Origin of the sequence: Mycobacterium sp., from assembly GCF_049683355.1 — a bacterium.
Taxonomy (GTDB): domain Bacteria; phylum Actinomycetota; class Actinomycetes; order Mycobacteriales; family Mycobacteriaceae; genus Mycobacterium.
This window is the reverse complement of record NZ_JBAUJB010000307.1, coordinates 1-23269: the sequence shown is the minus strand read 5'-3', so window position 1 is coordinate 23269 and position 23269 is coordinate 1. Positions and strand designations below refer to the sequence as shown.

Here is a 23269-nt window from a genome sequence, read left to right as displayed (position 1 = left end):
TGATCAGGCAGGCAACCAGCAGGGTCAGATACTGGTACCTGTCGATGGTCGCACCTCCTGCGAGCACGTCGCTCGGGCACGCCATGCTCGGACCAGTCCGACCGACGCGACCTGCAGGCGGCGAGACGTCGAGACGCGGGCCCGCTGGGCGAACACGGCGAAATCCATTTCCTCGATGCGGTCCAGTATCCCCGAGTACAACGTCAGGGCAGTGCTGACGCAGGGCCGCGACCTCGGATGCAGCAGCGCGATACCCCGCTGGGCCTGGGTGTATATCCGTCTGGTGAACGCATGCTGTTCCATCAGTGCGGCTCGCAGCCTGCGGTCGGTACGGCGCTGCTGCTGACACCAGGTCAGCACCTCGCGGTCGACGCCGTGCGCGGCCAGTTCGTCGGCGGGCAGGTAGATCCGCCCGCGGGTCAGATCCTCGTCGATGTCCCGGAGGAAATTGGTCAACTGGAAGGCTTTTCCGAGCGCGGCGGCGTACGGTGCCGCCTCTTCGCGCGGGGCGACCGTGCCCAGCACCGGCAGCAGTTGCAGACCGATCACTTCCGCAGATCCGTACATATAGCGGTCCAGCGCATCACGATCGGGATAGTCGGTGACCGTCAGGTCCATCCGCATCGAAGCGAGGAAGTCGTCGAACAGCTGCCAGTCCAGCTGGTAGCTGCGGGCGGTGTCCACGACGGCCTCGACGACCGGGTCGTCGTCGGCGGTCTGCCTCTTCTCCACCAACCGGGCGAACAGCGCAGCCGCAAGTGCCTGCAGCTCCTCGGCGCGCTGGGTCGGGCTCCGGGAGTCGAATCCGTCGAGAACGTCGTCGGCCCGGCGGGCGAAGCCGTACAACGCGTGCACGGCAGGTCGTTGGGCCGGTGAGAGCAGTCGGGTGGCCAGGAAGAACGTGCGGCCATGTTCGGCGTTGATGGCGCGGCAGCGCCGGTAGGCGTCCCGCAGCGCTTCGTCGTGCACGCCGGCCGCGTCGAGTTCCGATCCGATCATTGCGGCACCGCCCGCGGTCGCACCGACGACACGCTTCCGGTGATGCGGTCGGCGGCGAGCCGACCCGACACGATCGCGGTGGGGATGCCGACACCGGGCACTGTCGAGGACCCCGCCAGCACCGCGTTGTCGATGCCGCGCACCGTGTTGCCGGGCCGGAACGGACCGGTCTGGCCGAAGGTGTGCGCCAGCGCGAACGGGGTTCCCGCGGCCATGCCCTGACGTGCCCAGTCCTGTGGCGTGACGAGGTGCAGGATCTCTGCGTCGTCGCCGACATCGGGGAGCCGGGTGGTCACCGTGTCCAGCATGTGGTTCACGTACTCGTCCCGTCGGGAATCCCAGTCTTGTTGCCCCACAGCGGTGTTCGGAGCAGGGGCGAGGACGTAGAGCAGATCGCGGCCCGCAGGGGCCAGGCTGCGGTCGCCGGCGGTGGGCCGGGTGACCAGCAGTGACGGGTCAACCATCGGGCGGCCTTGATCGATGATCTGGTCGAAGGTCTGCGCCCAGGCGTCGCCGAACACGATGGTGTGGTGGGCCTGGTCGGCAGCGGGCTCGACAGCCCGGCAGCCGATGTGGGCCACGACCGCCGACGGGGCCGGGCGCAGCCCGAGCAGCCGCCGGGGGGTGCGGCCGAGCAGTCGGTAGGTATCCGGCAGTTCCGTGGTGAGGACTACCGCGTCGGCCGAGAACCGGTCGCCGGTGTCGGTGCGCACCGCGTTGATACGGGCCCCCGAGCGCTCCAGTTCGGTGACGGTCGCGTTGTAGTGGAATTCGACTCCGGCGTCGGCAGCGGCGCCGGCGAGGGCGTCGGGCAGTGCCCGCATGCCTCCTCGGGGGAAGTACACACCGGACACGGTGTCCATGTAAGCGATGATCGCGTAGGCCGCCAGCGCCTTCTTCGGCGGAACCCCGACGTAGAGTGCCTGAAAGGTGAACACCCGCAGCAGGCGTTCGTCGCTGATGAAGCGGCGCACCATCGGCTCCCAGTGCCGGAACCCGCCGATGGCGGCCAGCCGCGCCAGCGCAGGCGTCACCAGCGACAGCGGCGAGTCGAAGTTCGCCGAGATGAAGCCGTCGAACTCGAGCCGGTAGAGCTGCGTCAACCACTCGCGCAGCCGCAGGTAGCCCTCGGCCTCGCGGGGACCGGCGAAGCGTTCGACCTCGGCGGTCATCGCTGCGGCGTCGCTGTGTACGTCGAGGCTGCTGCCGTCGGCGAAATCGGCGCGGTACGCCGGCAGCACCGGCTGCAGGTCCAGCCGCGCGGCTGTCGACTCGCCGACCGCGGCGAACGTGTCGTCGATGATGTCGGGCATCGTCAGCACCGTCGGCCCGGTGTCCAGGCGGTATCCCGAGATGTCGGCCCGTCCGACGCGGCCACCGGGATGCGCGCCGCGTTCGATGACGGTGACGGCCCGGCCACGGCCTGCCAGGTGCAGCGCCGCCGACAGACCGGCGAGTCCGGCGCCGACGACGACGACGCGGTCGGTGGATCCGGGGACGGTGCGCATCAGAGGACCTGCAGGGTGTGTTGGTGTTGGTCGATCCGGTCCACGCTACCCACGGCGACGATCGGCGTCTGCCACCTGGCGATATCGACGGCACGGCATGCGAAACGCCTTCGCGTCGTTGTGCGGCCCTTCACTGTCCCTACCTCGCCCCCGTTCGCGGCGGGTCCAGCGTCGATGTCATCGAAGCCAGGAGATACCCAGTCCTGCCTCGATTATGCCTTCCTGCCGCCGTCGACGGGGATCACACCCTGGCGATGACGTTCTCGGCGAACATCTCCAGGTTGCGAATCTTCGCATCCAGCGGCTCGGTGTCCTGGCCCATGATGTAGGGGATCCGGAAGCCGACGATGACATCGGTGACGCCCTTGTCCTCCAGACGTTTGATTCCGTCGGAGGTATAGGCGTCGATGGAGATCACGTGGATCTCGTAGGGATCCTTGCGGTCGTGCTCGGCGCGGAACTGGTTGAGCTTCTTCAGGAGTGCGTCGAGTTCCTCCGGGTCCCCGCCGCCGTGCATCCAGCCGTCGTTGCGGGCGGCGCGTCTGAGTGCGGCATCGGCGTGACCACCGATGAGGATCGGCACCGGTTTCGACGGAGCGGGCGTCATCTTGGTTTTGGGGATGTCGTAGAACTCCCCGTGATACTCGAAGTACTCGCCCGAGGTGAGGCCCCTGATGATGTCGATGCATTCATCCATCCGCTTGCCGCGCTTGGCATATGGCACGTTCATCAGCTCGTAGTCCTCGGGCCACGGGCTGGTGCCGACACCGAGACCGAGCCGCTTGTCGAACAGCGCGGCGAGCGAGCCGGCCTGCTTGGCCACCAGTGCCGGCGGCCGGATGGGCAGCTTGAGCACGAAGTGGTTGAACTTCAGCGTGGTCGTCACGGCGCACAGGGCCGCGGTCAGCACGAAGGACTCGATGAACGCCTTGCCTTCCAGGAAGTCGCGGCCGCCGTCCGGGGTGTAGGGGTACTTCGAATCGGATTCGAAGGGGTAGGCGACGCTGTCGGGGATCGTCATCGCGTGGTAGCCGGCGGCTTCAGCGGCCTTGGCCAACGGAATGTAGAACGTCGGATCGGTCATCGCTTCCGCGTAGGTGAAACGCACATCGTCTCCTGCTCCTCGGTGAGCACATATTAGAACGTGTTCTAGTATGCCGGGCCGAACGGGCCACGGGAATTTCCGCGCTCAGAGCCGTGGAACGTCGACCTCGACGTTGGCCAACGCGAACGGCGGTGCGCCGACACCGACGACCGAGTACGTCGACCACGGCGTGCGCTCGGTCAACCGGGCCGCGGCCGCCTGCTCGTGCACCACCACGGTGACGTCCTGCGGCAATCGCACGTCGAACGTCGCATCCAGGATCGTTCCCTCCCAGTGGTAGCGACCGTCGATCGGATCGAGCCAGCCGGCAAGCCGGACCCGGGTGTCGTGGCGGTGCTCGTCGACCAGCACCGCGGCGGGTCCCTCGTAGACGTCGTCGTCGTGACCGGTGCCGTCATGCGTGCTGACCTCGAATGCCGACGGGATCCGCCTGCCCACCCGGCGCCAGAAGTGGCCGCGGCGGTGGGTTCGTCCGCTCGAGTGCTGCTGGTAGTACTGCTGGGTGCTCGCCCGCACCTCGATGCGGGTGTTGCCGGTGCGGCTCAGGTGCGCCAGACACTTTGCGATGTAACCCTTCTGGGCGGCGCTGTCGGGGCCGGTGAGCAGAAAGTAGTTCGGAACGCCCCGTACTGCCACGCCGAGGTAGGGACGGAATGAGTGCGGCCGACAGTCCGGCAGTGCGCCGTCGGTCGCGATGATCACCCGGGTACGGCGGTCGTCGACGGTCCAGGTGTGGGTCACCTCGTCGAAGACCGCCTGTTCGGTCTCGGGTCGCCGCAGGTACGCCACGGTGTCGACGTCGGTCACAGGAAGCGGCTGCGCTTCCACATCCGCCGGGCGATCGGCCCCATCAACCCGACTTCCTCGAGGAACGCCGCCAGTGGGGCGAAGCCGAGCACCTGCACCCGGTGGCGGTGCGCGCTGGCGCGTGCCGCGCGACGGGCGCCCCGCGGGTCCGGCAACCCGGCGCGGCGATACTGCACGGGGTTGGTGAACAGCCTCCCGAAGAACAAACCGCCCACGCCGTTGATATTGGCCACGAACAACTTCGGGAGACGCCGCAGGTGGGGTGCGCGTTTGCGCAGCCCGTCGCGGGCGAACTGGATGTGGCGCGCCTCCTCGGCCACATGAATCCGCATCAGCCGCTGCACCATCGGTTGTAGCTCGGGATCGTCCATCATCTGGCGCTGCAGCGAGTCGAAGATCTCCTCACCGATCAGTGCGGCCACCCACAGCATCGAACCCTGGAAGGCGAACGGCAGGGTGTTGATGATGACGCGCTGATAACGCCTGGGGCGCACCGGCTTGGCGCCGATCCGGTCGATCGCCTTGCCGAACATCACCATGTGCCGGGTCTCGTCACCGAGCTCGGTCAGCTCATAGTGCGTGGCGCGGGCCGTCGGGTCCTGGTGCATCATCTTGCGCAGCAGCGCCTGATTGAGGATGTTCTCGAACCAGATCCCGGCAGAGAGCGTGTTGGCCAGCTCCTGGCGGGACAGCTCGATCTGCTGTTCTCGGGTCATGGCGTCCCACAGCGGGGTGCCGTACAGCGACACAGTCTTGGGCGGCAGGAAGAACTTGTCCGGATCCAGCGGCGCGTCCCAGTCGATGTCGACGACCGGGGCATACGACTTCTTGACCGATCCCTTCAACAGGCGTTCGGCGAACTCGTCGCGCGTGGGTCCGGCGGGCGCCGCCGCGGATGGTGTCACCGGAGCTGTCATCGCGAACGTCCCTTCGTCGATGTGAGGTGACTCGAAACTATGGCCGCCTCCCGCAGGATGTCAATACCTCGGGTACCGCATACCTCTGGTATCGACAAATGTGGGCGCCGGAATCAGGGGCGGTGGGCGATCATGGTGGCTATGGGATCTTTTCTGCTGCGCGCCGCGCTGACCGGGCTCGCGTTGTGGGTCGTCACGCTCCTCGTCCCCGGCATCGGTTTCGTCGGCGGCGGCTCGACGGTGGCCAGGTCGGCGTCATCTTCGTCGTCGCGGTGATCTTCGGCCTGGTCAACGCGATCATCAAGCCGATCGTCCAGATCATCTCGATCCCGCTCTACATCCTCACGCTCGGCCTGTTCCACGTCGTCATCAACGCGTTCATGTTGTGGATCACCTCGTGGATCACCGAACACACCACCCACTGGGGTGTGGCGATCGACGACTTCTGGTGGACCGCGATCTGGGCCGCGATCGTGCTGTCGGTCGTGAGTTGGCTTCTCTCGCTGGTCGTGAAGGCAGACTGAGTGGCATGCCCGAACTGCCGGAGATCGAGGCCCTCGCCGATCATCTGCGTCGGCACGCCGTCGGACTGACCGTGAGTCGCGTCGACGTCGCGGCGCTGTCGGTGCTCAAGACGTTCGACCCGCCGGTGTCCGCACTGGCCGGCCACCAGGTGACCGATGCTCACCGGTGGGGCAAGTACCTCGGGCTGCAGGTGGGAGACATTCACCTGATCACCCATCTGTCCCGGGCAGGCTGGCTGCGGTGGTCGGACAAACTCGCCGCCGCGCCGCTCAAGCCGGGGAAGGGCCCGATTGCGCTGCGGGTGCACTTGACGACTCCGAGCACCCCGGACCACACGGTGGGATTCGACCTCACCGAGGCGGGGACGCAGAAGCGCCTTGCGGTGTGGATCGCCACCGATCCGATAGCGGTGCCGCAGATCGCCGCACTCGGCCCCGACGCGCTGTCGCTGAGCCCCGAGGGACTGGCCGAGGTGCTCGCCGGCCAGTCGGGCCGGATCAAGACCGTCATCACCGATCAGAAGGTGATCTCGGGTATCGGAAACGCCTACAGCGACGAGATCCTGCACGTGGCCAGGCTCTCCCCGTTCGCGACCTCCAGCAAGCTGACCGACGCGCAGCTCGCGGCGCTGCACGATGCGATGCTGTCGGTGCTCACCGATGCCGTCACCCGGTCGGTGGGCCAGCAGGCGGCCACGCTGAAAGGGGAGAAGCGTTCCGGACTGCGGGTCCACGCCCGCGCCGGGCTACCGTGTCCGGTGTGCGGTGACACCGTGCGGGAGGTGTCGTTCGCCGACAAGTCGTTCCAGTACTGCCCGACCTGTCAGACCGCGGGCAAGATCCTCGCCGACCGGCGGATGTCGCGGCTGCTGAAGTAGCGCCGGAACGGTATTCCAGCAGGGGCTCACTCGGAAAATCGCGCACCGAATACAGTTCCGGCGAATGGCGGGATTAGATCGGACTTGTCTAACTCGGTTATCCTGCCCGGCATGACTCGGCAGAAGATCCTCATCACCGGGGCGAGCTCGGGACTCGGTGCGGGCATGGCCCGCCAGTTCGCCGCCAAGGGTCGCGACCTCGCGCTGTGCGCGCGCCGCGTCGACAACCTCAGCGAACTGCAGGCCGAGCTGACGGCTCGCCACGCCGACATCACGGTGGCCGTCGCCGCGCTGGACGTCAACGACCACGAGCAGGTGCCCAAGGTGTTCGCCGAGCTCAGCGACGAACTCGGTGGTATCGACTGCGTCATCGTCAACGCGGGCATCGGCAAGGGCTACCCGCTCGGCGGCGGGAAACCGTGGGCCAACAAGGCCACGATCGAAACCAATCTCGTTGCGGCGCTGGTGCAGATCGAGTCCGCGCTGGAGATGTTCAAGGCGGCGGGCGCGGGGCACCTGGTGCTGGTTGCGTCCGTGCTCGGCAACGTCGGCGTGCCCGGCCACAAGGCCGCCTACTCGGCGAGCAAGGCGGGGGTGATCTCGCTGGGCGAATCACTGCGCGCCGAGTACCCGTCCGGTCCGATCAAGATCACCGTGCTCGAGCCCGGGTACATCGAGTCGGAGATGACGGCCAAGTCCAACTCGACGATGTTGATGGTCGACAACGAGACCGGCGTCAAGGCGATGGTCGACGCGATCGAGAGGGAGAAGGGCCGCGCTGTGGTGCCCGGGTGGCCGTGGTGGCCGCTGGTGGAGCTGATGAAAGTGATGCCGCCGCGGTTCACCAAGCGCTTCGCCTGAGCGTCCTAACCGCTGGACACCTTGACGAATCGTTGGGTTTTCCTAACAATGTGTTAGATGAGCCCGGTTAGACGAGGGGAAACTGCTCCGATTCACAACCGGATCGGGGTGCTGCGCGCCGAGCGGCGGATGAGCCGCGCGCAGCTCGCGGAGCTCATCGACGTCAACCCGCAGACTGTCGGCGCTCTGGAGCGAGGCGACCACTATCCCAGCCTCGACCTCGCGTTCCGCATCTGCGACGTCTTCGACCTGCCCGTCGAAGCCGTGTTCTCACGGGCCCCGTTCACCCCCTTGTCGACGGAGTTCTACCGGAAACCGCAAGGAGGGAATGCCCATGCCTGAAGCGACCCTGATCGATCGGTACCAGACCTACCGCACCCGGCGCTTTCTCAAACACGAACGCACGTATGCCGATTCGCTGCCGTCGTGGCGCACCCAGAGGCGTCGGCGCATTCTCGTCGTCGGGTTGGCGGTCACGTTCGCGTCGATGGCGGTGGTGAGCGTGATGTGCGCGTTCGGGATCGAGTGGGCGCCACTGCTGTGGCTGCCGGCCTGCCTGGTGTTCTTTCCGCTGTTCCTGATGCTGCAGATCGTGTCGGGTCGCCAGGGTGACGCGCCCGACGCTGCGCTGGACGAATACGAACTGGCGCAGCGCAACAGCGCCAGATCCATCGGCCTCACCGTGACCCAGAACCTGATGCTGCTGCCGTTCTTCTACCTGATCTTCGGCGCGGTGCGGACCGAGGGCACGGACACCGACATGGCCTATGCCGGCGGTCTGATGGCGCTGACCGTGCTGCTCATCGGCGGTTGCCTGCCGGCGATGATCCTCGGGTGGACCCGTCCGGACCCCGACTAGTCACGCGGTCCGGCCGCGCTCCGTGCGATAGCGCCGGACCAGGGTGTCGGTCGAGGAATCGGACTGCTCGGCGGGGGACTCGGCGGCGGTGATCACCGGCAGCAGGGCCTTGGCCTGGGTCTTGCCCAGCTCGACCCCCCACTGATCGAAGGAGTCGATGCCCCAGATGGCGCCCTCGACGAACACCTGGTGCTCGTAGAGGGCGACCAGCTGACCGACCGTGGACGGGGTCAGCTTGGTGGCCAGGATCGACGTGCTGGGACGGTTGCCGGGCATCACCTTGTGCGGCACCACATCTGGCGACGTGCCGTCCGCTGAGATCTCGTCGGCGGTCTTGCCGAACGCGAGCACCTGGGTCTGCGCGAAGAAGTTGCTCATCAGCAGGTCGTGCATGCTGCCGGTGCCGTCGGCGGTGGGCAGGTCGTCGGTGGGCTCGCTGAACCCGATGAAGTCTGCGGGCACCAGCCGGGTGCCCTGGTGCAGCAGTTGATAGAAGGCGTGCTGGCCGTTGGTGCCCGGTTCGCCCCAGAAGATCTCACCGGTGTCGGTGGCGACGGGCGTGCCGTCGGCGCGCACCGACTTGCCGTTGGACTCCATCGTCAGCTGCTGCAGGTATGCCGCGAAGCGCGACAGGTCGTTGGAATACGGCAGCACCGCGCGGGTTCCGGCGCCGAAGAAGTTGTTGTACCAGAGCCCGATCATGCCGAGCTGCACCGGCGCGTTGGCCTCCAGCGGCGCGGTCCGGAAGTGCTCGTCGACGAGGTGGAACCCGGCGAGGAACTCGGCGAACCGTTCCCGGCCGATCACCGCCATCACCGACAGGCCGATGGCCGAGTCGACCGAGTAGCGCCCGCCGACCCAGTCCCAGAACCCGAACATGTTGTCGGTGTTGATGCCGAACTCGTCGACCAGCCTGCTGTTGGTCGACACCGCGACAAAATGCTTGGCCACCGCGGCGTCCCCCAGCGCGTCGATCAGCCACCGGCGGGCGGCGGTCGCATTGGTCAACGTCTCCAGCGTCGAGAACGTCTTCGACGCGACGACGAAAAGAGTGGACGCCGGGTCGAGTCCGGCCAGCTTGGCGACGAGATCAGCCGGGTCGACGTTGGAGACGAACCGGGCCGAGATGCCGGCGTCGGCGTAGTGGCGCAACGCCTGGTCCACCATCACCGGGCCCAGATCCGACCCGCCGATACCGATGTTGACCACGGTGGTGATGCGCTCCCCGGTCGCCCCGCGCCACTCGCCGCTGCGCAACCGGTCGGTGAAGTCGCCCATCCGGTCGAGCACCTCGTGGACGTCGGCGACGACGTCCTGGCCGTCGACCTCGAGTTCGACGCCGCGGGGCAGCCGAAGGGCGGTGTGCAACACCGCCCGGTCCTCCGAGGTGTTGATGTGGGCACCGGAGAACATCGCGTCACGGCGCTCGGTGAGGCCGGCCGCGCGGGCGAGGTCCAGCAGCAACGTCAGGGTCTGCCGGGTGACCCGGTGCTTGCTGTAGTCGATGTAGAGGTCCCCGACCGTCAACGCCAGTTCCGTACCGCGGGTGGGGTCCTGGGCGAACAGCTCGCGCAGATGCTCGGCGCCGATCTCGTCGTGGTGCCGGGCCAACGCCTGCCATGCGGGGGTGGTGGAGATATCGGAAAACTCTGCGGCCATGTGAAGAACCCTAGTGCGGGCAGGCGGACAACGGAGTAGATGATTGGGGTATGGATACTTCCGCACTGCTGGCATCGGTACCGACGGGCGTGTGGATCGGCGGTGAGGAACGTGCCGGCTCGTCGACGTTCGATGTGCTCAACCCCGCGACCGAGGAAGTGCTGATCAGCGTCGCCGACGCGACCGCCGAGGACGCCGTGGCCGCACTCGACGCGGCGTGCGGCGTGCAGGCCGAATGGGCGGCCACCGCACCGCGGGAGCGTGGCGAGATCCTGCGCGCGGTCTTCGAGACCATCACCGAACGGACCGATGAGATCGCGGCGTTGATGACGCTCGAGATGGGCAAGGTGCTCGCCGAGAGCAAGGGCGAGGTGAAGTACGGATCGGAGTTCTTCCGCTGGTTCGCCGAGGAGGCGGTGCGCATCGGTGGCCGCTACACGCCGGCCCCGGCGGGCACCGGACGGATCATCGTCACCAAGGCGCCGGTCGGCCCGTGTTACGCGATCACGCCGTGGAACTTTCCGCTCGCGATGGGCACCCGCAAGATCGGGCCCGCGCTGGCCGCCGGTTGCACGATGATCGTCAAGCCTGCGCAGGAGACGCCGCTGACCATGTTGCTGCTGGCCAAGCTGATCGACGAGTCCGGCCTGCCCAAGGGGGTGCTGTCGGTACTGCCGACCACCAAACCGCGCGACGTGACCACCGCGCTGATCGACGACGGCCGGATCCGCAAGCTGACCTTCACCGGGTCCACCGGCGTCGGCAAGGCGCTGGCCAAGCAGGCGTCGGACGCGCTGTTGCGCCAGTCCATGGAACTCGGCGGCAACGCGCCGTTCATCGTGTTCGACGACGCCGACGTCGACGCGGCCGTCGACGGGGCGATCCTGGCCAAGATGCGCAACGGCGGCGAGGCGTGCACGGCGGCCAACAGGTTCCACGTGGCCAACGCGGTACGCGAGGAGTTCACCGAGAAGCTGGTCAAGCGGATGAGCGAGTTCACCCTCGGGGACGGCCTCGACCCGTCGGCGACCCTGGGCCCGCTGATCAACGCCAAGCAGGTGTCCACGGTCCAGGATCTGGTGTCCGACGCGGTGTCGCGTGGCGCGACCGTCGCCGTCGGTGGTGTCGCCCCCGGTGGGCCCGGCAACTTCTACCCGGCCACCGTCCTGGCCGACGTTCCCGCCGACGCCCGGATCCTCAAGGAGGAGGTGTTCGGGCCGGTGGCACCCATCACCGGGTTCGACACCGACGAGGAGGGCATCGCGGCCGCGAACGACACCGAATACGGCCTGGCGGCCTATGTGTACACGCAGTCGCTGGACCGGGCGCTGCGCGCCGCCGAAGGCATCGAGGCGGGCATGGTCGGCGTCAACCGCGGCGTCATCTCCGACCCGGCCGCGCCGTTCGGCGGTGTCAAGGAATCCGGCTTCGGCCGCGAGGGGGGCACCGAGGGCATCGAGGAGTACCTCGACACCAAGTACATCGCGCTGACCAACTAGCTGCCCGAACTCGCCCGCGTCCGGGCCGCGCGCCTTCCCGATCCGGCGCCGCGCAGCCCATAAAATTCCTGGTTCGCAGCTGGCTGCGAATGATCAGGAGGGCGCTGGACCGTGACTGCCGTGACTGCGGCGCCGATCCGTGTGGGCCCACGCCGATATGTCAGCCCAGGCCGGGGGATCGCCGCTCTCGACGGCGTCAGGGCAGTGGCCGTCGCACTGGTCCTGGCCGACCACGGCGGCGTCCCCGGACTGTCCGGCGGTTTCCTCGGCGTCGACGTCTTCTTCGTTCTCAGTGGGTTCCTGATCACCTCGCTGCTGCTCGACGAGATCGGTCGCACCGGGCGGATCGGCTTGAAGGACTTCTGGATTCGCCGCGCCCGGCGGCTACTGCCGGCGCTGGTGGTGATGGTGCTCGCCGTCGTGGCGGCGCGGGAGTTGTTTGCCGCCGAGTCGACCGTTTCCCTGCGCGAGCACGCCGTCGCCACCTTCTTCTGGATGTCGAACTGGGTGTTCGTCGCCGAGCAGACCGACTACTTCTCCCAGGGCGCTCCGCCGTCGCCGTTGCAGCACACCTGGTCGCTCGGTGTCGAGGAGCAGTACTACGTGCTGTGGCCGCTGCTGGTGGCCGGCGTGGTGGCCGGCCTAACCGCGGTGGCCTACCGCCGCGGCGTCCCGCTGACGGTGCGGGCGGTGCGCACCGCGGTCTCCGTCACCGCGGCGGTCGGGGTGGTCGGGTCCGCGGCGGCGACCGTGCTGCTGAGCGCCTCGGCATCTCAAGCCACGCTCAACCGCGTGTACTTCGGCACCGACACCCGGATGCAGGCCCTCCTCGTCGGTGCCGCGGCGGCGGCGTTGCTGGTGCGCGACTGGCGGGGGCTGGCCGAGGGCGGAGCGGTGTTGCGCTCTCGATGGGCCAGGTGGCTGGCGCGCCTCGCGCCGGTGGTCGGGCTGGTGGTGCTCGGCGGGGCCGCTCACCTCGCCACCGGCAGCGCACAGGAATTCCGCCATGGTCTGCTGATCGTGGTCGCGGTCGCGGCGGTCCTCGTCGTCGCCTCGGTGGCCCTCGAGCAGGACGGGCCCGTCGCCCGACTGCTGGCGCTGCCGCCGTTGGTGGGGCTGGGCGCGATCTCCTACGGCGTCTACCTGTGGCACTGGCCGCTGTTCCTGGTGATCAACGGCGAGCGGACCGGCACGACGGGCTGGGAGTTGTTCGCGCTGCGGTGTGCGGCCACCGTCGCGGTCGCGACCGTGGTGTGGTGGCTGGTCGAGCAACCGATCCGCCGGTGGCGGCCGCTGACCGTGCCGATGCTGCCGCTGGCCACCGCAACGGCGGCGACCGCCGCGGTGGTGACCATGAGCGTGCTGCCCGTCGGGGTGAAGAGCGCGGAGCCGACGCCCGGGCCGCTGGTGGACAGTGCGGCGCTGATCGCCCCGGAGGTCCCCGTCGAGGTGACCACCCCGGTTCGGCCGCGGACCCCCGGAGAGACCAGGGTGGCGGTGTTCGGGGACTCGATCGCGTGGACGTTGATGCGGTATCTGCCGGCGACGCCCGGGCTGCACTTCACCGACTACACCACCATCGGCTGCGGCATCGCCCGCGGCGGACCGTACGAGTACGTCGGCCGGGAACTCGACCAGAAACCCGAATGCGACGCCTGGCCTGCCAGGTGGGCGCAGCGGATCAGCCATGAGCGGCCCGACGTGGTGCTGCTGATCGTCGGGCGCTGGGAGGTCGTCGACCGGATGAACGAGGGCCGGTGGACCCATATCGGCGAGCCCGGCTACGACGGGTATCTGCGCGCGGAGCTCAATCGGGCGCTCGACATCCTGGGGTCGACCGGCGCGCGGATCGTGGTGACCACCGAACCGCACAACCGACGTGCCGAGAAGCCCGACGGCAGTCTCTACCCGGAGGACCAGCCCAGGCGCGTCGAACGCTGGAACACATTGCTGCGCAGCGTCGTCGCCCAGCGGCCGAACGCCTCGGTGCTGGACCTCAACCGCAAGCTCAGCCCGAACGGGTACTACCAGATCAAGGTCGACGGCATCAGGATGCGCAGCGACGGCGTGCACCCGACACCGGAGGCCGTCGAATGGTTGACGCCGTGGTTGTCCGAGGCGCTGCGTGCAGCTGCGCCGGAATAGCATTCCGGGTTGTGAACAAGCCGCCGATCGCGACCAGGAATGCTATTCCGCGGGTCCGACGTCAGTGACCGAGGCGGCCGCGGCCCATGCGCAGCAGCAGCATCGCCAGGTTCTTGCCCTCGACCCCCAGCACGCTGTAGCGCTCGATGACCTTCATCTCGCGGCTGTGCACCAGACGGGTGCCCCCCGACGCCATCCGCGCCTTACCGATCAGCTGGGAGACCTCGGTGCGGCGCTTGACGGCCTCGAGGATCGTCGCGTCGAGGCGGTCGATCTCCTGGCGCAGCCCGTCGATGTCGGAGGTGGCAGGCGTCTGGGAGGCGTCGGGGTCGGAAGTTTCCATCGTCGTCATGTCTTGGTTCTCCGGTTTCTCGTTGTGTGAAGGACCTGGTCTCATCCGGTTTCGGGCCTCACACAAGAGACGAGCCCCGGATCCGGAAGCGGACCGCGGGGCTGGAGGAAGCAGCTAGACCACGGGCACCGCTGGCCGGTACCCGTAAAAAAATCGCCACTGCGCAGTTTGCACCCAACGAGTGTGCCACTACCGGCCGTGCCAGCGCAAAGGTGTCCCCGGGCAGCGGTAGGTTTGAGCGCATATGACCGCCTTCTCCGCCACCAGCGACCTCGATCAGCAGCACCTGTTGGACGGGCTCAACCCGCAGCAGCGCCAAGCCGTGCTGCACGAGGGTTCGCCGCTGCTGATCGTGGCCGGGGCGGGGTCGGGAAAAACCGCGGTTCTGACCCGCCGGATCGCCTACCTGCTGGCCGCCCGCGACGTCGGCGTCGGCCAGGTGCTCGCCATCACCTTCACCAACAAGGCCGCCGCGGAGATGCGCGGACGGATCGTCGGGCTCATCGGTCCCCGGGCCCGCAGCATGTGGGTGTCGACGTTCCACTCGACCTGTGTCCGGATCCTGCGCAACCAGGCCTCGCTGCTGCCCGGCCTCAACTCGAACTTCTCCATCTACGACGCCGACGACTCCCGACGCCTGCTGCTGATGATCGGCAAGGCCATGGGTCTGGACACCAAGCGGCACTCACCCCGGTTGCTGGCCAACGGCATCTCCAACCTCAAGAACGAGCTGATCGGTCCCGAGCAGGCGGCCGCCGAGGCGTCAGAGGCGGCAGACGACCTGGCGCGCGTCATCGCCGAGGTGTACGGGGAGTACCAGCGCAGGCTGCGCGCAGCCAACGCGCTGGACTTCGACGACCTGATCGGCGAGACAGTCGCTGTGCTGCAGGCCTTTCCGCAGATCGCCCAGTACTACCGCCGGCGGTTCCGGCACATCCTGGTCGACGAGTACCAGGACACCAACCACGCCCAGTACATGCTGGTGCGCGAGCTCGTCGGGGTGGCAGCCCCGGACACCGATCAGGTACCGCTTGCCGAACTCTGTGTGGTCGGCGACGCCGACCAGTCGATCTATGCGTTCCGCGGCGCCACGATCCGCAACATCGAGGACTTCGAACGAGATTTCCCGAACGCGACGACGATTCTGCTGGAACAGAACTACCGCTCCACCCAGACCATCCTGAACGCCGCGAACTCGGTGATCGCGCGCAACGCCGGGCGGCGCGAGAAGCGGTTGTGGACCGACGCCGGCGAGGGTGAGCTGATCGTCGGCTTCGTCGCCGACAACGAGCACGACGAGGCGAGGTTCGTCGCCCAGGAGATCGACTCACTGTCCGACTCCGTGCCAGGTTTCTCCTATAACGACGTGGCCGTGTTCTACCGCACCAACAACTCCTCCCGGGCGATCGAAGAAGTCTTCATCCGGGCCGGGATCCCGTACAAAGTCGTTGGCGGAGTGCGCTTCTACGAGCGCAAGGAGATCCGCGACGTCGTCGCCTACCTCCGCGTGCTGGACAATCCCGGTGACGCGGTGAGCATGCGGCGGATCCTCAACACCCCGCGCCGCGGCATTGGGGACCGCGCGGAGGCGTGTGTAGCGGTGCACGCGGAGAGCACCGGCGCCAACTTCAACGACGCGTTGATGGCGGCTGCCGAAGGCAGGGTGCCGATGCTCAACACGCGCTCGGAGAAGGCGATCGCCGGGTTCGTCGCGCTTCTCGACGAACTACGGGGCAAGCTCGACGACGAACTGGGCGATCTCGTGGAAGCCGTCCTCGACCGCACCGGCTACCGCGCCGAACTCGAGGCCTCAAGCGATCCTCAGGATCTGGCGCGGTTGGACAACCTCAACGAGTTGGTCAGCGTCGCACACGAATTCAGCATCGACCTGGCCAACGCGAAGGCATTGGCCGAGTCCGAACCGGAAGACGAGGACATTCCCGACACCGGTGTGCTGGCCGCGTTCCTGGAACGGGTGTCACTGGTCGCCGACGCCGACGACATTCCCGAACACGGTTCTGGTGTGGTCACCATGATGACGTTGCACACCGCCAAGGGCCTGGAGTTCCCGGTGGTCTTCGTGACCGGTTGGGAAGACGGCATGTTCCCGCACATGCGGGCGCTCGGCGACCCGGGCGAGTTGTCCGAGGAACGCCGGCTGGCCTATGTCGGTATCACCCGCGCCCGGCAGCGTCTCTACCTCAGCCGGGCCAAGGTCCGCTCGTCGTGGGGTCAGCCGATGCTGAACCCGGAATCGCGTTTCCTGCGGGAGATTCCCCAGGAGCTGATCGACTGGCGGCGCACCGAGCAGACGTCGACGTTCTCGGCGCCGGTCGGCAACGCGGGGCGGTACGGCACCCCGCGCCCGTCGCCCGCGCGGTCGTCGGCGGGCAAGCGTCCGCTGATCGTGCTGGAGGCCGGTGACCGGGTCACCCACGACAAGTACGGGCTCGGCCGGGTCGAGGAAGTGTCCGGCGCCGGCGAGTCGGCGATGTCGTTGATCGACTTCGGCAGCGCCGGGCGGGTGAAGCTCATGCACAACCATGCGCCGATCGCCAAGCTGTAGGGCCGTTTCGTCCCGTCAACCCGTGCGGCCCCAGCGGGCGGTGTCGGGCAGCAGTGCCAACCCGATCGACGCCAGCGGCAGCAGGGGCATGGCATAAACCAGCCCGGGTAGTTTGGCGCCGGCGATGAACAGGCTGGTGAAGATCAGCATCGCGACCACCGCCCCGACCACGATCAGGAGTCGTCCGACCCGCTGGCGCAGCAGCAGCGCGATCACCCCGCCGATCGTGGCCGCTGCGGAGATCGCAGCCAGGAAGCCGACGGCGATGCAGAACAGCAGGTCGGTGCCCCACCAGCCGGTGATCAGGTCGGTGGCGATCACCGCGGTCGCCCACCCGGACACGATGCTGACGACGGCGGCCGCGATGGCCGGCTTCGGGTCGGCCGCAGGCGTCCGGGACGGGCCCACCGCGACGGGTTTGGCCCGCGGGCTGAGGTCGTCGTGCGCGGTGGGTATCTCGCCGGTCGGATGGCGGCGAATGATGCTCGTCGGCGGGTCGGTCGAGGCCGGCTGCGGCTGGGACGAGGTGCTCAGCGGGGCGCGACGGATGATCCGGGTGTCAACGGAGTCGTCGGAGTCGTCGGCGTCGCGCGAAGAGCTTGATTCAGCTGGTGTTACGTCGTGGGGTTCGCTGGCCACTCAGCCAACGTAGCCGCCGGGGGTGAGCCCCCGCTTGGACAGCCACCCGACGGGGTCGATCCTGTCGGTGCCGTTGACCATGACCTCGAAGTGCAGGTGCGGACCGGTGGAGTTGCCCCGGTTGCCCATGGTGGCGATCTGGTCGCCGGCCATGACCCGCTCGCCCACACTGACCGCCCAGGTGTTGATGTGGCCGTAGAGCGTCACCGTGCCGTCGGAGTGCTTGAGTTTGACGTAGGCGCCGTATCCGGCGGTCGGACCGACCGCGATGACGACTCCGTCGGCTGCGGCCAGGATCGGCGTGCCGATCGAGTTGGCGATGTCGATACCACCGTGCAGCACGCCCCAGCGGTAGCCGAAGCCGGACGTCCACACACCGCGGGTAGGCATCGCGAACTGCGGGCGCACCAGTCGGGCCTCGCGTTCGGCACGCTCCTGGGCGAACGCCGCGGCCTTGGTGATCTCCTCGGCGTGAACGGCCGAGTTCGCGGCCGGGGTGACGGTCACGACCTGCATGCCGTCCACCGAACCCGTGATGACGGCGCCGCCGCCCATCGGGGTCGGATCGGCGGCGAGCACCGTTTCCGCGGGAGCCTTCGGCGTGCCGCTGGTCACGGTGTAGGCGCCTGCAGCGGTGGCTCCGACGGCCATGGCGGCGACCATCAGGCGGCCCTTGACGGGCACCTCCGGCTTGCGGTGCATGCCGCCGGCGCGGCCCCGCATGTCGATGACGTCGGTGGCCGCGGCGCCGTCGCTGACGTCGGTGTGGCTGTCGCGGTAGGCCCTGGTGGGTGCCCGGTTCCCGTCGTTTGGCGTACGGAACTGCGTGGGCACCTCGAGGCGCAACGGGGTCAGGTCGTCGGTGTCGTGAAGATCGTCGAGCTCAGGGGCGCGGATGACGCGCGCCTCACGGTCGAAGGCGGCGTGCGGTAGCAGGTCCAGATCGTCGAAGTCGCCGATCTCACCGAACTCGTTGAACGGGATGATGTCGGTGACTTCGGTCGCCTTCGGCGCTGCGACGGCGAGCCGATTACCGGTTCTAGCAGTGCGCGCATTCGCCGAAAATCCCGCAGGGGGGCGAGGCGAACGATGCTGGGGCAAGCTGAAACGTCCTGTCCTGATGATCGGAGTCGTCGTGATCGGACCGTTACCGAGACCACAGGGACGTTAACCAAATTCCAATCAAAGTGGCAACCCGAGCGCGTATTCCGCCGGAGATTGTGACTTGAATCACGACTCGCCGGCGGTGAGATCCACCACATGAGCGGCAGGCGGTGTCAACGCTCTGCGCTTGTGTCGATAAAGTTCCCCCGAGCCCGGCGGGACAAACAACTTCGTGTTCGGCGGGCGGGCGGGTCGAGCGACTGCAGACAACAACAACAGACAGACAGAGGTGTTTCGGAGTCCATGGATCTCTTCGAGTACCAGGCGAAGGAACTGTTCGCCAAGCACAACGTCCCCACCACCCCGGGCCGGGTCACCGACTCCGCCGAGGGCGCCAAGGCCATCGCCGAGGAAATCGGCAAGCCGGTCATGGTGAAAGCACAGGTCAAGGTCGGGGGCCGCGGCAAGGCCGGTGGCGTCAAGTACGCCGCGACACCCGATGACGCCTTCACCCACGCCCAGAACATCCTCGGCCTGGACATCAAGGGCCACGTCGTGAAGAAGTTGCTGGTCGCCGAGGCCAGCGACATCGCCGAGGAGTACTACATCTCCTTCCTGCTCGACCGCGCCAACCGCACCTACCTGGCGATGTGCTCGGTGGAGGGCGGCGTGGAGATCGAAGAGGTCGCCGCCACCAAGCCCGACCGGCTGGCCAGGGTGTCCGTCGACGCCGTCAAGGGTGTGGACGAGGCGTTCGCCCGCTCGATCGCCGAGCAGGGCCACCTGCCCGCCGAGGTGCTCGATGCCGCGGCGGTGACCATCGCCAAGCTTTGGGATGTATTCGTCGGCGAGGACGCGACGCTGGTCGAGGTCAACCCGCTGGTACGCACGCCCGATGACCAGATCCTCGCGCTGGACGGCAAGGTCACCCTCGATGCGAATGCCGACTTCCGCCAGCCCGGCCATGAGGAGTTCGAGGACAAGGACGCCACCGACCCGCTGGAGCTGAAGGCGAAGGAGAACGACCTCAACTACGTCAAGCTCGACGGCGCGGTCGGCATCATCGGTAACGGCGCCGGCCTGGTCATGTCGACTCTGGATGTGGTGGCCTACGCCGGCGAGAAGCACGGCGGCGTGAAGCCCGCCAACTTCCTCGACATCGGAGGCGGCGCGTCGGCCGAGGTGATGGCCAACGGGCTCGACGTCATTCTCGGCGACAGCCAGGTCAAGAGCGTGTTCGTCAACGTGTTCGGCGGTATCACCGCCTGCGACGCGGTGGCCAACGGCATCGTCAACGCGCTGAAGATCCTCGGCGACGAGGCCAACAAGCCACTGGTCGTGCGCCTCGACGGCAACAACGTCGAAGAAGGCCGCCGCATCCTGGCCGAGGCCAATCATCCGCTGGTCATCCAGGCCGACACCATGGACGCCGGCGCCGACAAAGCCGCCGAGCTGGCGAACAAGTAGAAAAGGACCAATGACTCATGTCCATCTTCCTTAACAAGGATTCCAAGGTCATCGTCCAGGGCATCACCGGCGGCGAGGGCACCAAGCACACCAAGCTGATGCTCAAGGCCGGCACCCAGATCGTCGGCGGCGTGAACGCCCGCAAAGCGGGCACCACCGTCAAGCACGAAGACAAAGACGGCAACGAGGTCGAGTTGCCGGTGTTCGGCAGCGTCGCCGAGGCGATGAAGGAGACCGGCGCCGACACCTCGATCGCCTTCGTACCGCCGGCGTTCTCCAAGGACGCCATCATCGAGGCCATCGACGCCGAGATCCCGCTGCTGGTCGTCATCACCGAGGGCATCCCGGTGCAGGACAGTGCCTACGCGTGGGCCTATAACGTCGAAAAGGGCAACAAGACCCGGATCATCGGGCCCAACTGCCCCGGCATCATCACCCCCGGTGAGTCGCTGGTCGGCATCACGCCGAACAACATCACCGGCAAGGGCCCGATCGGCCTGGTGTCGAAGTCGGGCACGCTGACCTACCAGATGATGTACGAGCTGCGTGATCTCGGCTTCTCCACCGCCATCGGCATCGGCGGCGACCCGGTCATCGGCACCACCCACATCGACGCCATCGAGGCGTTCGAGAAGGATCCGGAGACCAAGGTCATCGTGATGATCGGTGAGATCGGCGGTGACGCCGAGGAGCGCGCGGCCGACTACATCAAGGCCAATGTCTCCAAGCCGGTCGTCGGATACGTCGCGGGCTTCACCGCCCCGGAGGGCAAGACGATGGGCCACGCCGGCGCCATCGTGTCCGGCTCCTCGGGCACCGCCGCCGCCAAGAAGGAGGCGCTGGAAGCCGCGGGCGTCAAGGTCGGCAAGACGCCGTCGGAGACCGCGAACCTGGCCCGGGAGATCTTGAACTAAGCAGCGCTCGTCGCGGGGGCAGCCGCCACCGGTTCGCAAAGCTATAACGTGTTCTATTAGCCTTTCGAAGTAATCGAGAGGACGGCAGCATGGCAATGGATCCACGGACGCCGGTGATCGTCGGGGTCGGGCAGTTCACCGAGCGGATGGATGACCCCGGCTACCGGGGCATGTCGGCCGTGGATCTGGCGACGGCAGCAGGGCGAGCCGCGCTGGCCGACACCGGCGTGGACGAAACCCGGCTGGCCGCGGCCGTCGACACCGTTTTCGGGCTGCGGCAGTTCGAAATCTCCGGGCCGATGCCCGCGACTTTGGGCAAGTCGAACAACTACCCGCGATCGGTGATGCAGCGGCTCGGTGGCGACCCGGCTCGGGTGGTCCTGGAACCGGTCGGTGGGCAGAGCCCGCAGAAGCTCGTCATCGAGGCGGGTGACACGATCGTCGCAGGCGACGCCGACGTCGTCATGATCATGGGCTCAGAGCCGGGATCAACCGCGAAGTACTTCGCGAACCGGGACGACAAACCCGACTTCACCGAAGACGTCGACGGCCAACTCGAGGACCGTGGCCACCAGATCTTCAGCTACATCGACGAATACACCGTGCAGCATGGGCTCACCGGTGCCCCGGTCCAGTACGGGCTGCTGGACAACGCGCGCAGGTCGCGACTTGGGCTGAGCGTTCAAGCCTACCGGCGCCAGATGGCCGAGTTGTTCGCGCCGATGTCGAAAGTTGCTGCCAAGAACCCGTTCTCGTCGTCACCGGTGGAGCGTACGGTCGAGGAGATCGAGACGGTCACCGACGAGAACAGGATGATCTGCGATCCCTACCCCCGGCTGCTCGTCGCCCGCGACACCGTCAACCAGGGCGCGGCGGCGGTCATCATGTCGGTCGAGGCGGCGCGCCGTCACGGTGTGCCGGAAGAGAAGTGGGTGTACCTGCACGGGCATTCCAACCTCGTCGAGCAGGCCCTGCTGACGCGCGTGGACCTCGGTGCCGCCCCGGCCTCGGTGCTCGCCGCCCACGAGGCCCTGCGGGTGGCGGCAATCGGTGTCGACGACATCGCCACTTTCGACCTCTACAGCTGTTTCCCGTTCCCGGTGTTCGTGATCTGCGAGGCGCTGGAGCTGGCATCCGACGATCCGCGGGGCCTTACCCTCACCGGCGGCCTCCCGTACTTCGGCGGCCCCGGAAACAGCTACGCGCTGCACGGAATCGCCGAGACCGTCTGTCAGATGCGGGACAAGGCCGGACAATTCGGCTTCGTCGGCGCCAACGGCGGGATCCAGAGCAAGTACTCGGCCGGCATCTACTCGACCGAGCCGGTGCCGTGGCGCACCTCGCGCAGCGCGGAGTTGACGGCACAGGTCGCCGAGCTGCCAAAAGTGCCCGTCGTCAAGACGCCGGAAGGCGCCGCGAGGATCGAGACCTATTCGGTGCGTTACGACTGGCCGGTACGCACCGGCATCATCGTCGGCCGTCTGGATGCCGACGGCTCGCGGTTGATGGCGACCACCGAAGACGCCGACCTGGTGTCGCTGATGACCGACGGCGACCCCTTGGGCGCCGAGATCGCCGTCACCACAACCGAGAACGGCAATCGCGCGGTGCTGCGCTAGAACAGTTCCGTCGATGTCGGGGTGAGCACGAACCCGTGATCACCGACCCGGCATGCGGTCATGCCGCGGTCGTCGACACCACACTCGATGCCCTGGTGCACGATCTTGCGCATCGGGGGAAGTTGCTGGACCCCGCTGGCTGCCAGGGCGGCCGGATCCAGCGGCGGGTACGACGGTTCCACGACCGCCGGCTCATCGGTGGCGACGCGGACCAGCCAGGTGCCAGGCCCCAGGTCGGGGCGCGGTCCCTCGCACGACAGCGTCAGCCGGGCGGGATCACCCAGCGAGTTCATCGTGTTGTGACTGCACAACAAGCCGTCCGGGGTGACGAAGTCGAAGCCGATGAAACGCGGGTAGCTCTGACTGTAGGTTTGGGTGTCGACGGGCGGGTAGCCCGACAGATCGGGAAAGCCTGCCGGCGGGGTGGCCGTCGCCTGAGCGCAGCCCGCTGCCAGCGCCAGCGCCAGCGCCGACAGGCCGACGGCGAGGTGGGCGCGCCCGATCGAAGACCTCATCATCACCTGGAGTATCGCGCCCCGGGCCGGTGATCGTTACCGCTTCGATCAGCCCAGCCCGTCGAGTTTGCCTGCGAGGCGTTCGACGTAGGTGGCGATGTCGTCGGGGTCGCGGTCGGGGAGGCCGAAGAGGACTTCGGTGACGCCGAGGTTTTTCCAGTGGTGCAGTTTGTCGGGGTCGGGTTTGAAGTCCAGGGCGACGATTTGTGGGGTGCCGTCGCGGTCGGCGCCGGCCCAGGTGTCCTGGAGGAGTTTGACGGGGGCGTCGATGTCGAAGTCGCGGGGTGTGGTGATCCAGCCGTCGGCGGAGCGGGCGATCCATTTGAAGTTCT

The 23269-nt window shown here is 67.5% G+C and carries 20 protein-coding genes and 3 pseudogenes; 12 read left to right on the top strand and 11 right to left on the bottom strand.

The features are described from left to right. Positions 1–24: 24 nt before the first annotated feature. The 5 genes from WA944_RS17895 to WA944_RS17875 all read right to left on the bottom strand — a co-directional run bounded on the left by WA944_RS17895 (position 25) and on the right by WA944_RS17875 (position 5336). Positions 25–999, bottom strand: coding sequence for a phytoene/squalene synthase family protein (locus tag WA944_RS17895; RefSeq protein WP_526372757.1), 975 nt, complete (start codon positions 997–999; stop codon positions 25–27). Then, positions 996–2507 carry a phytoene desaturase family protein gene (gene crtI, locus WA944_RS17890; protein ID WP_526372758.1) on the bottom strand — a complete coding sequence of 504 codons (1512 nt, stop codon included), beginning with the start codon at positions 2505–2507 and terminating at the stop codon, positions 996–998. Before crtI ends, WA944_RS17895 begins: the two co-directional genes overlap by 4 nt. Positions 2508–2748: 241 nt before the next feature. Then, positions 2749–3615 (bottom strand): LLM class flavin-dependent oxidoreductase, encoded by an 867-nt coding sequence (locus tag WA944_RS17885; RefSeq protein WP_526647195.1) that lies wholly within the window; start codon positions 3613–3615, stop codon positions 2749–2751. 81 nt (positions 3616–3696) lie between these two features. Beyond that, positions 3697–4419, bottom strand: a complete 723-nt coding sequence (locus WA944_RS17880) for a DUF4873 domain-containing protein (RefSeq protein ID WP_526647194.1) — start codon at positions 4417–4419, stop codon at positions 3697–3699. After that, positions 4416–5336 (bottom strand): diiron oxygenase, encoded by a 921-nt coding sequence (locus WA944_RS17875; RefSeq protein WP_526372761.1) that lies wholly within the window; start codon positions 5334–5336, stop codon positions 4416–4418. Before WA944_RS17875 ends, WA944_RS17880 begins: the two co-directional genes overlap by 4 nt. Positions 5337–5477: 141 nt before the next feature. Between WA944_RS17875 and WA944_RS17870 the strand changes: the two are divergent. The 6 genes and pseudogenes from WA944_RS17870 (at position 5478) to WA944_RS17845 (ending at position 8458) form a co-directional block, all read left to right on the top strand. Then, positions 5478–5860 (top strand): annotated as a pseudogene (locus tag WA944_RS17870) (phage holin family protein). A 5-nt stretch (positions 5861–5865) separates the two neighbouring features. After that, positions 5866–6108, top strand: a pseudogene (locus WA944_RS17865) (DNA-formamidopyrimidine glycosylase family protein); the annotation flags it as partial. 156 nt (positions 6109–6264) lie between these two features. Next, entirely contained in the window at positions 6265–6738 is a 474-nt protein-coding gene (locus WA944_RS17860) for a zinc finger domain-containing protein (RefSeq protein ID WP_526372765.1), read from the top strand. A 111-nt stretch (positions 6739–6849) separates the two neighbouring features. Then, a complete protein-coding gene (locus tag WA944_RS17855) occupies positions 6850–7599 on the top strand; it encodes an SDR family oxidoreductase (protein WP_526375405.1) in 750 nt (249 codons plus the stop codon). Positions 7600–7656: 57 nt separating this feature from the next. Continuing rightward, positions 7657–7941 (top strand): helix-turn-helix transcriptional regulator, encoded by a 285-nt coding sequence (locus WA944_RS17850; protein ID WP_526375407.1) that lies wholly within the window; start codon positions 7657–7659, stop codon positions 7939–7941. Continuing rightward, entirely contained in the window at positions 7934–8458 is a 525-nt protein-coding gene (locus WA944_RS17845) for a hypothetical protein (RefSeq protein ID WP_526375409.1), read from the top strand. The genes WA944_RS17850 and WA944_RS17845 overlap by 8 nt, the downstream gene beginning before the upstream one ends. On the opposite strand, the gene pgi is transcribed toward WA944_RS17845, so the two are convergent. After that, positions 8459–10117 carry a glucose-6-phosphate isomerase gene (pgi, locus tag WA944_RS17840; protein WP_526375411.1) on the bottom strand — a complete coding sequence of 553 codons (1659 nt, stop codon included), beginning with the start codon at positions 10115–10117 and terminating at the stop codon, positions 8459–8461. Positions 10118–10167: 50 nt separating this feature from the next. Here pgi and WA944_RS17835 point away from each other — a divergent pair, with 50 nt between their 5' ends. Both WA944_RS17835 and WA944_RS17830 read left to right on the top strand, forming a co-directional pair. After that, complete coding sequence (locus WA944_RS17835) at positions 10168–11616, top strand: NAD-dependent succinate-semialdehyde dehydrogenase (RefSeq protein WP_526375413.1); 1449 nt, start codon at positions 10168–10170, stop codon at positions 11614–11616. A gap of 111 nt (positions 11617–11727) precedes the next feature. Continuing rightward, entirely contained in the window at positions 11728–13761 is a 2034-nt protein-coding gene (locus WA944_RS17830; protein WP_526647193.1) for an SGNH/GDSL hydrolase family protein, read from the top strand. A 61-nt stretch (positions 13762–13822) separates the two neighbouring features. Here WA944_RS17830 and WA944_RS17825 read toward each other — a convergent pair whose 3' ends face one another. After that, on the bottom strand, positions 13823–14158 hold the full coding sequence (locus WA944_RS17825; RefSeq protein WP_526373455.1) for a chorismate mutase: 336 nt from the start codon (positions 14156–14158) through the stop codon (positions 13823–13825). Between the two features lie 199 nt (positions 14159–14357). Between WA944_RS17825 and WA944_RS17820 the strand changes: the two genes are divergently transcribed. After that, positions 14358–16679 carry a UvrD-helicase domain-containing protein gene (locus WA944_RS17820; RefSeq protein WP_526373453.1) on the top strand — a complete coding sequence of 774 codons (2322 nt, stop codon included), beginning with the start codon at positions 14358–14360 and terminating at the stop codon, positions 16677–16679. Positions 16680–16694: 15 nt separating this feature from the next. Here the strand turns inward: WA944_RS17820 and WA944_RS17815 are convergent, their stop codons facing one another. After that, positions 16695–17318: a hypothetical protein gene (locus tag WA944_RS17815; RefSeq protein WP_526373451.1), complete on the bottom strand. Its 624-nt coding sequence runs from the start codon at positions 17316–17318 to the stop codon at positions 16695–16697. Then, positions 17319–18419 carry a M23 family metallopeptidase gene (locus WA944_RS17810; protein ID WP_526373449.1) on the bottom strand — a complete coding sequence of 367 codons (1101 nt, stop codon included), beginning with the start codon at positions 18417–18419 and terminating at the stop codon, positions 17319–17321. Between the two features lie 306 nt (positions 18420–18725). Here WA944_RS17810 and sucC point away from each other — a divergent pair, with 306 nt between their 5' ends. The 3 genes from sucC to WA944_RS17795 all read left to right on the top strand — a co-directional run bounded on the left by sucC (position 18726) and on the right by WA944_RS17795 (position 22422). Then, positions 18726–19889, top strand: a complete 1164-nt coding sequence (gene sucC, locus WA944_RS17805; RefSeq protein ID WP_526373448.1) for an ADP-forming succinate--CoA ligase subunit beta — start codon at positions 18726–18728, stop codon at positions 19887–19889. Between the two features lie 17 nt (positions 19890–19906). Then, a complete protein-coding gene (sucD, locus tag WA944_RS17800) occupies positions 19907–20803 on the top strand; it encodes a succinate--CoA ligase subunit alpha (RefSeq protein ID WP_526373446.1) in 897 nt (298 codons plus the stop codon). 89 nt (positions 20804–20892) lie between these two features. Next, positions 20893–22422 (top strand): acetyl-CoA acetyltransferase, encoded by a 1530-nt coding sequence (locus tag WA944_RS17795; RefSeq protein ID WP_526373445.1) that lies wholly within the window; start codon positions 20893–20895, stop codon positions 22420–22422. Here WA944_RS17795 and WA944_RS17790 read toward each other — a convergent pair. Further along, positions 22419–22940, bottom strand: coding sequence for a hypothetical protein (locus tag WA944_RS17790; protein ID WP_526373443.1), 522 nt, complete (start codon positions 22938–22940; stop codon positions 22419–22421). The genes WA944_RS17795 and WA944_RS17790 overlap by 4 nt on opposite strands. Before the next feature lie 45 nt (positions 22941–22985). Beyond that, a pseudogene (locus tag WA944_RS17785) lies at positions 22986–23269 on the bottom strand (LLM class F420-dependent oxidoreductase); the annotation flags it as partial.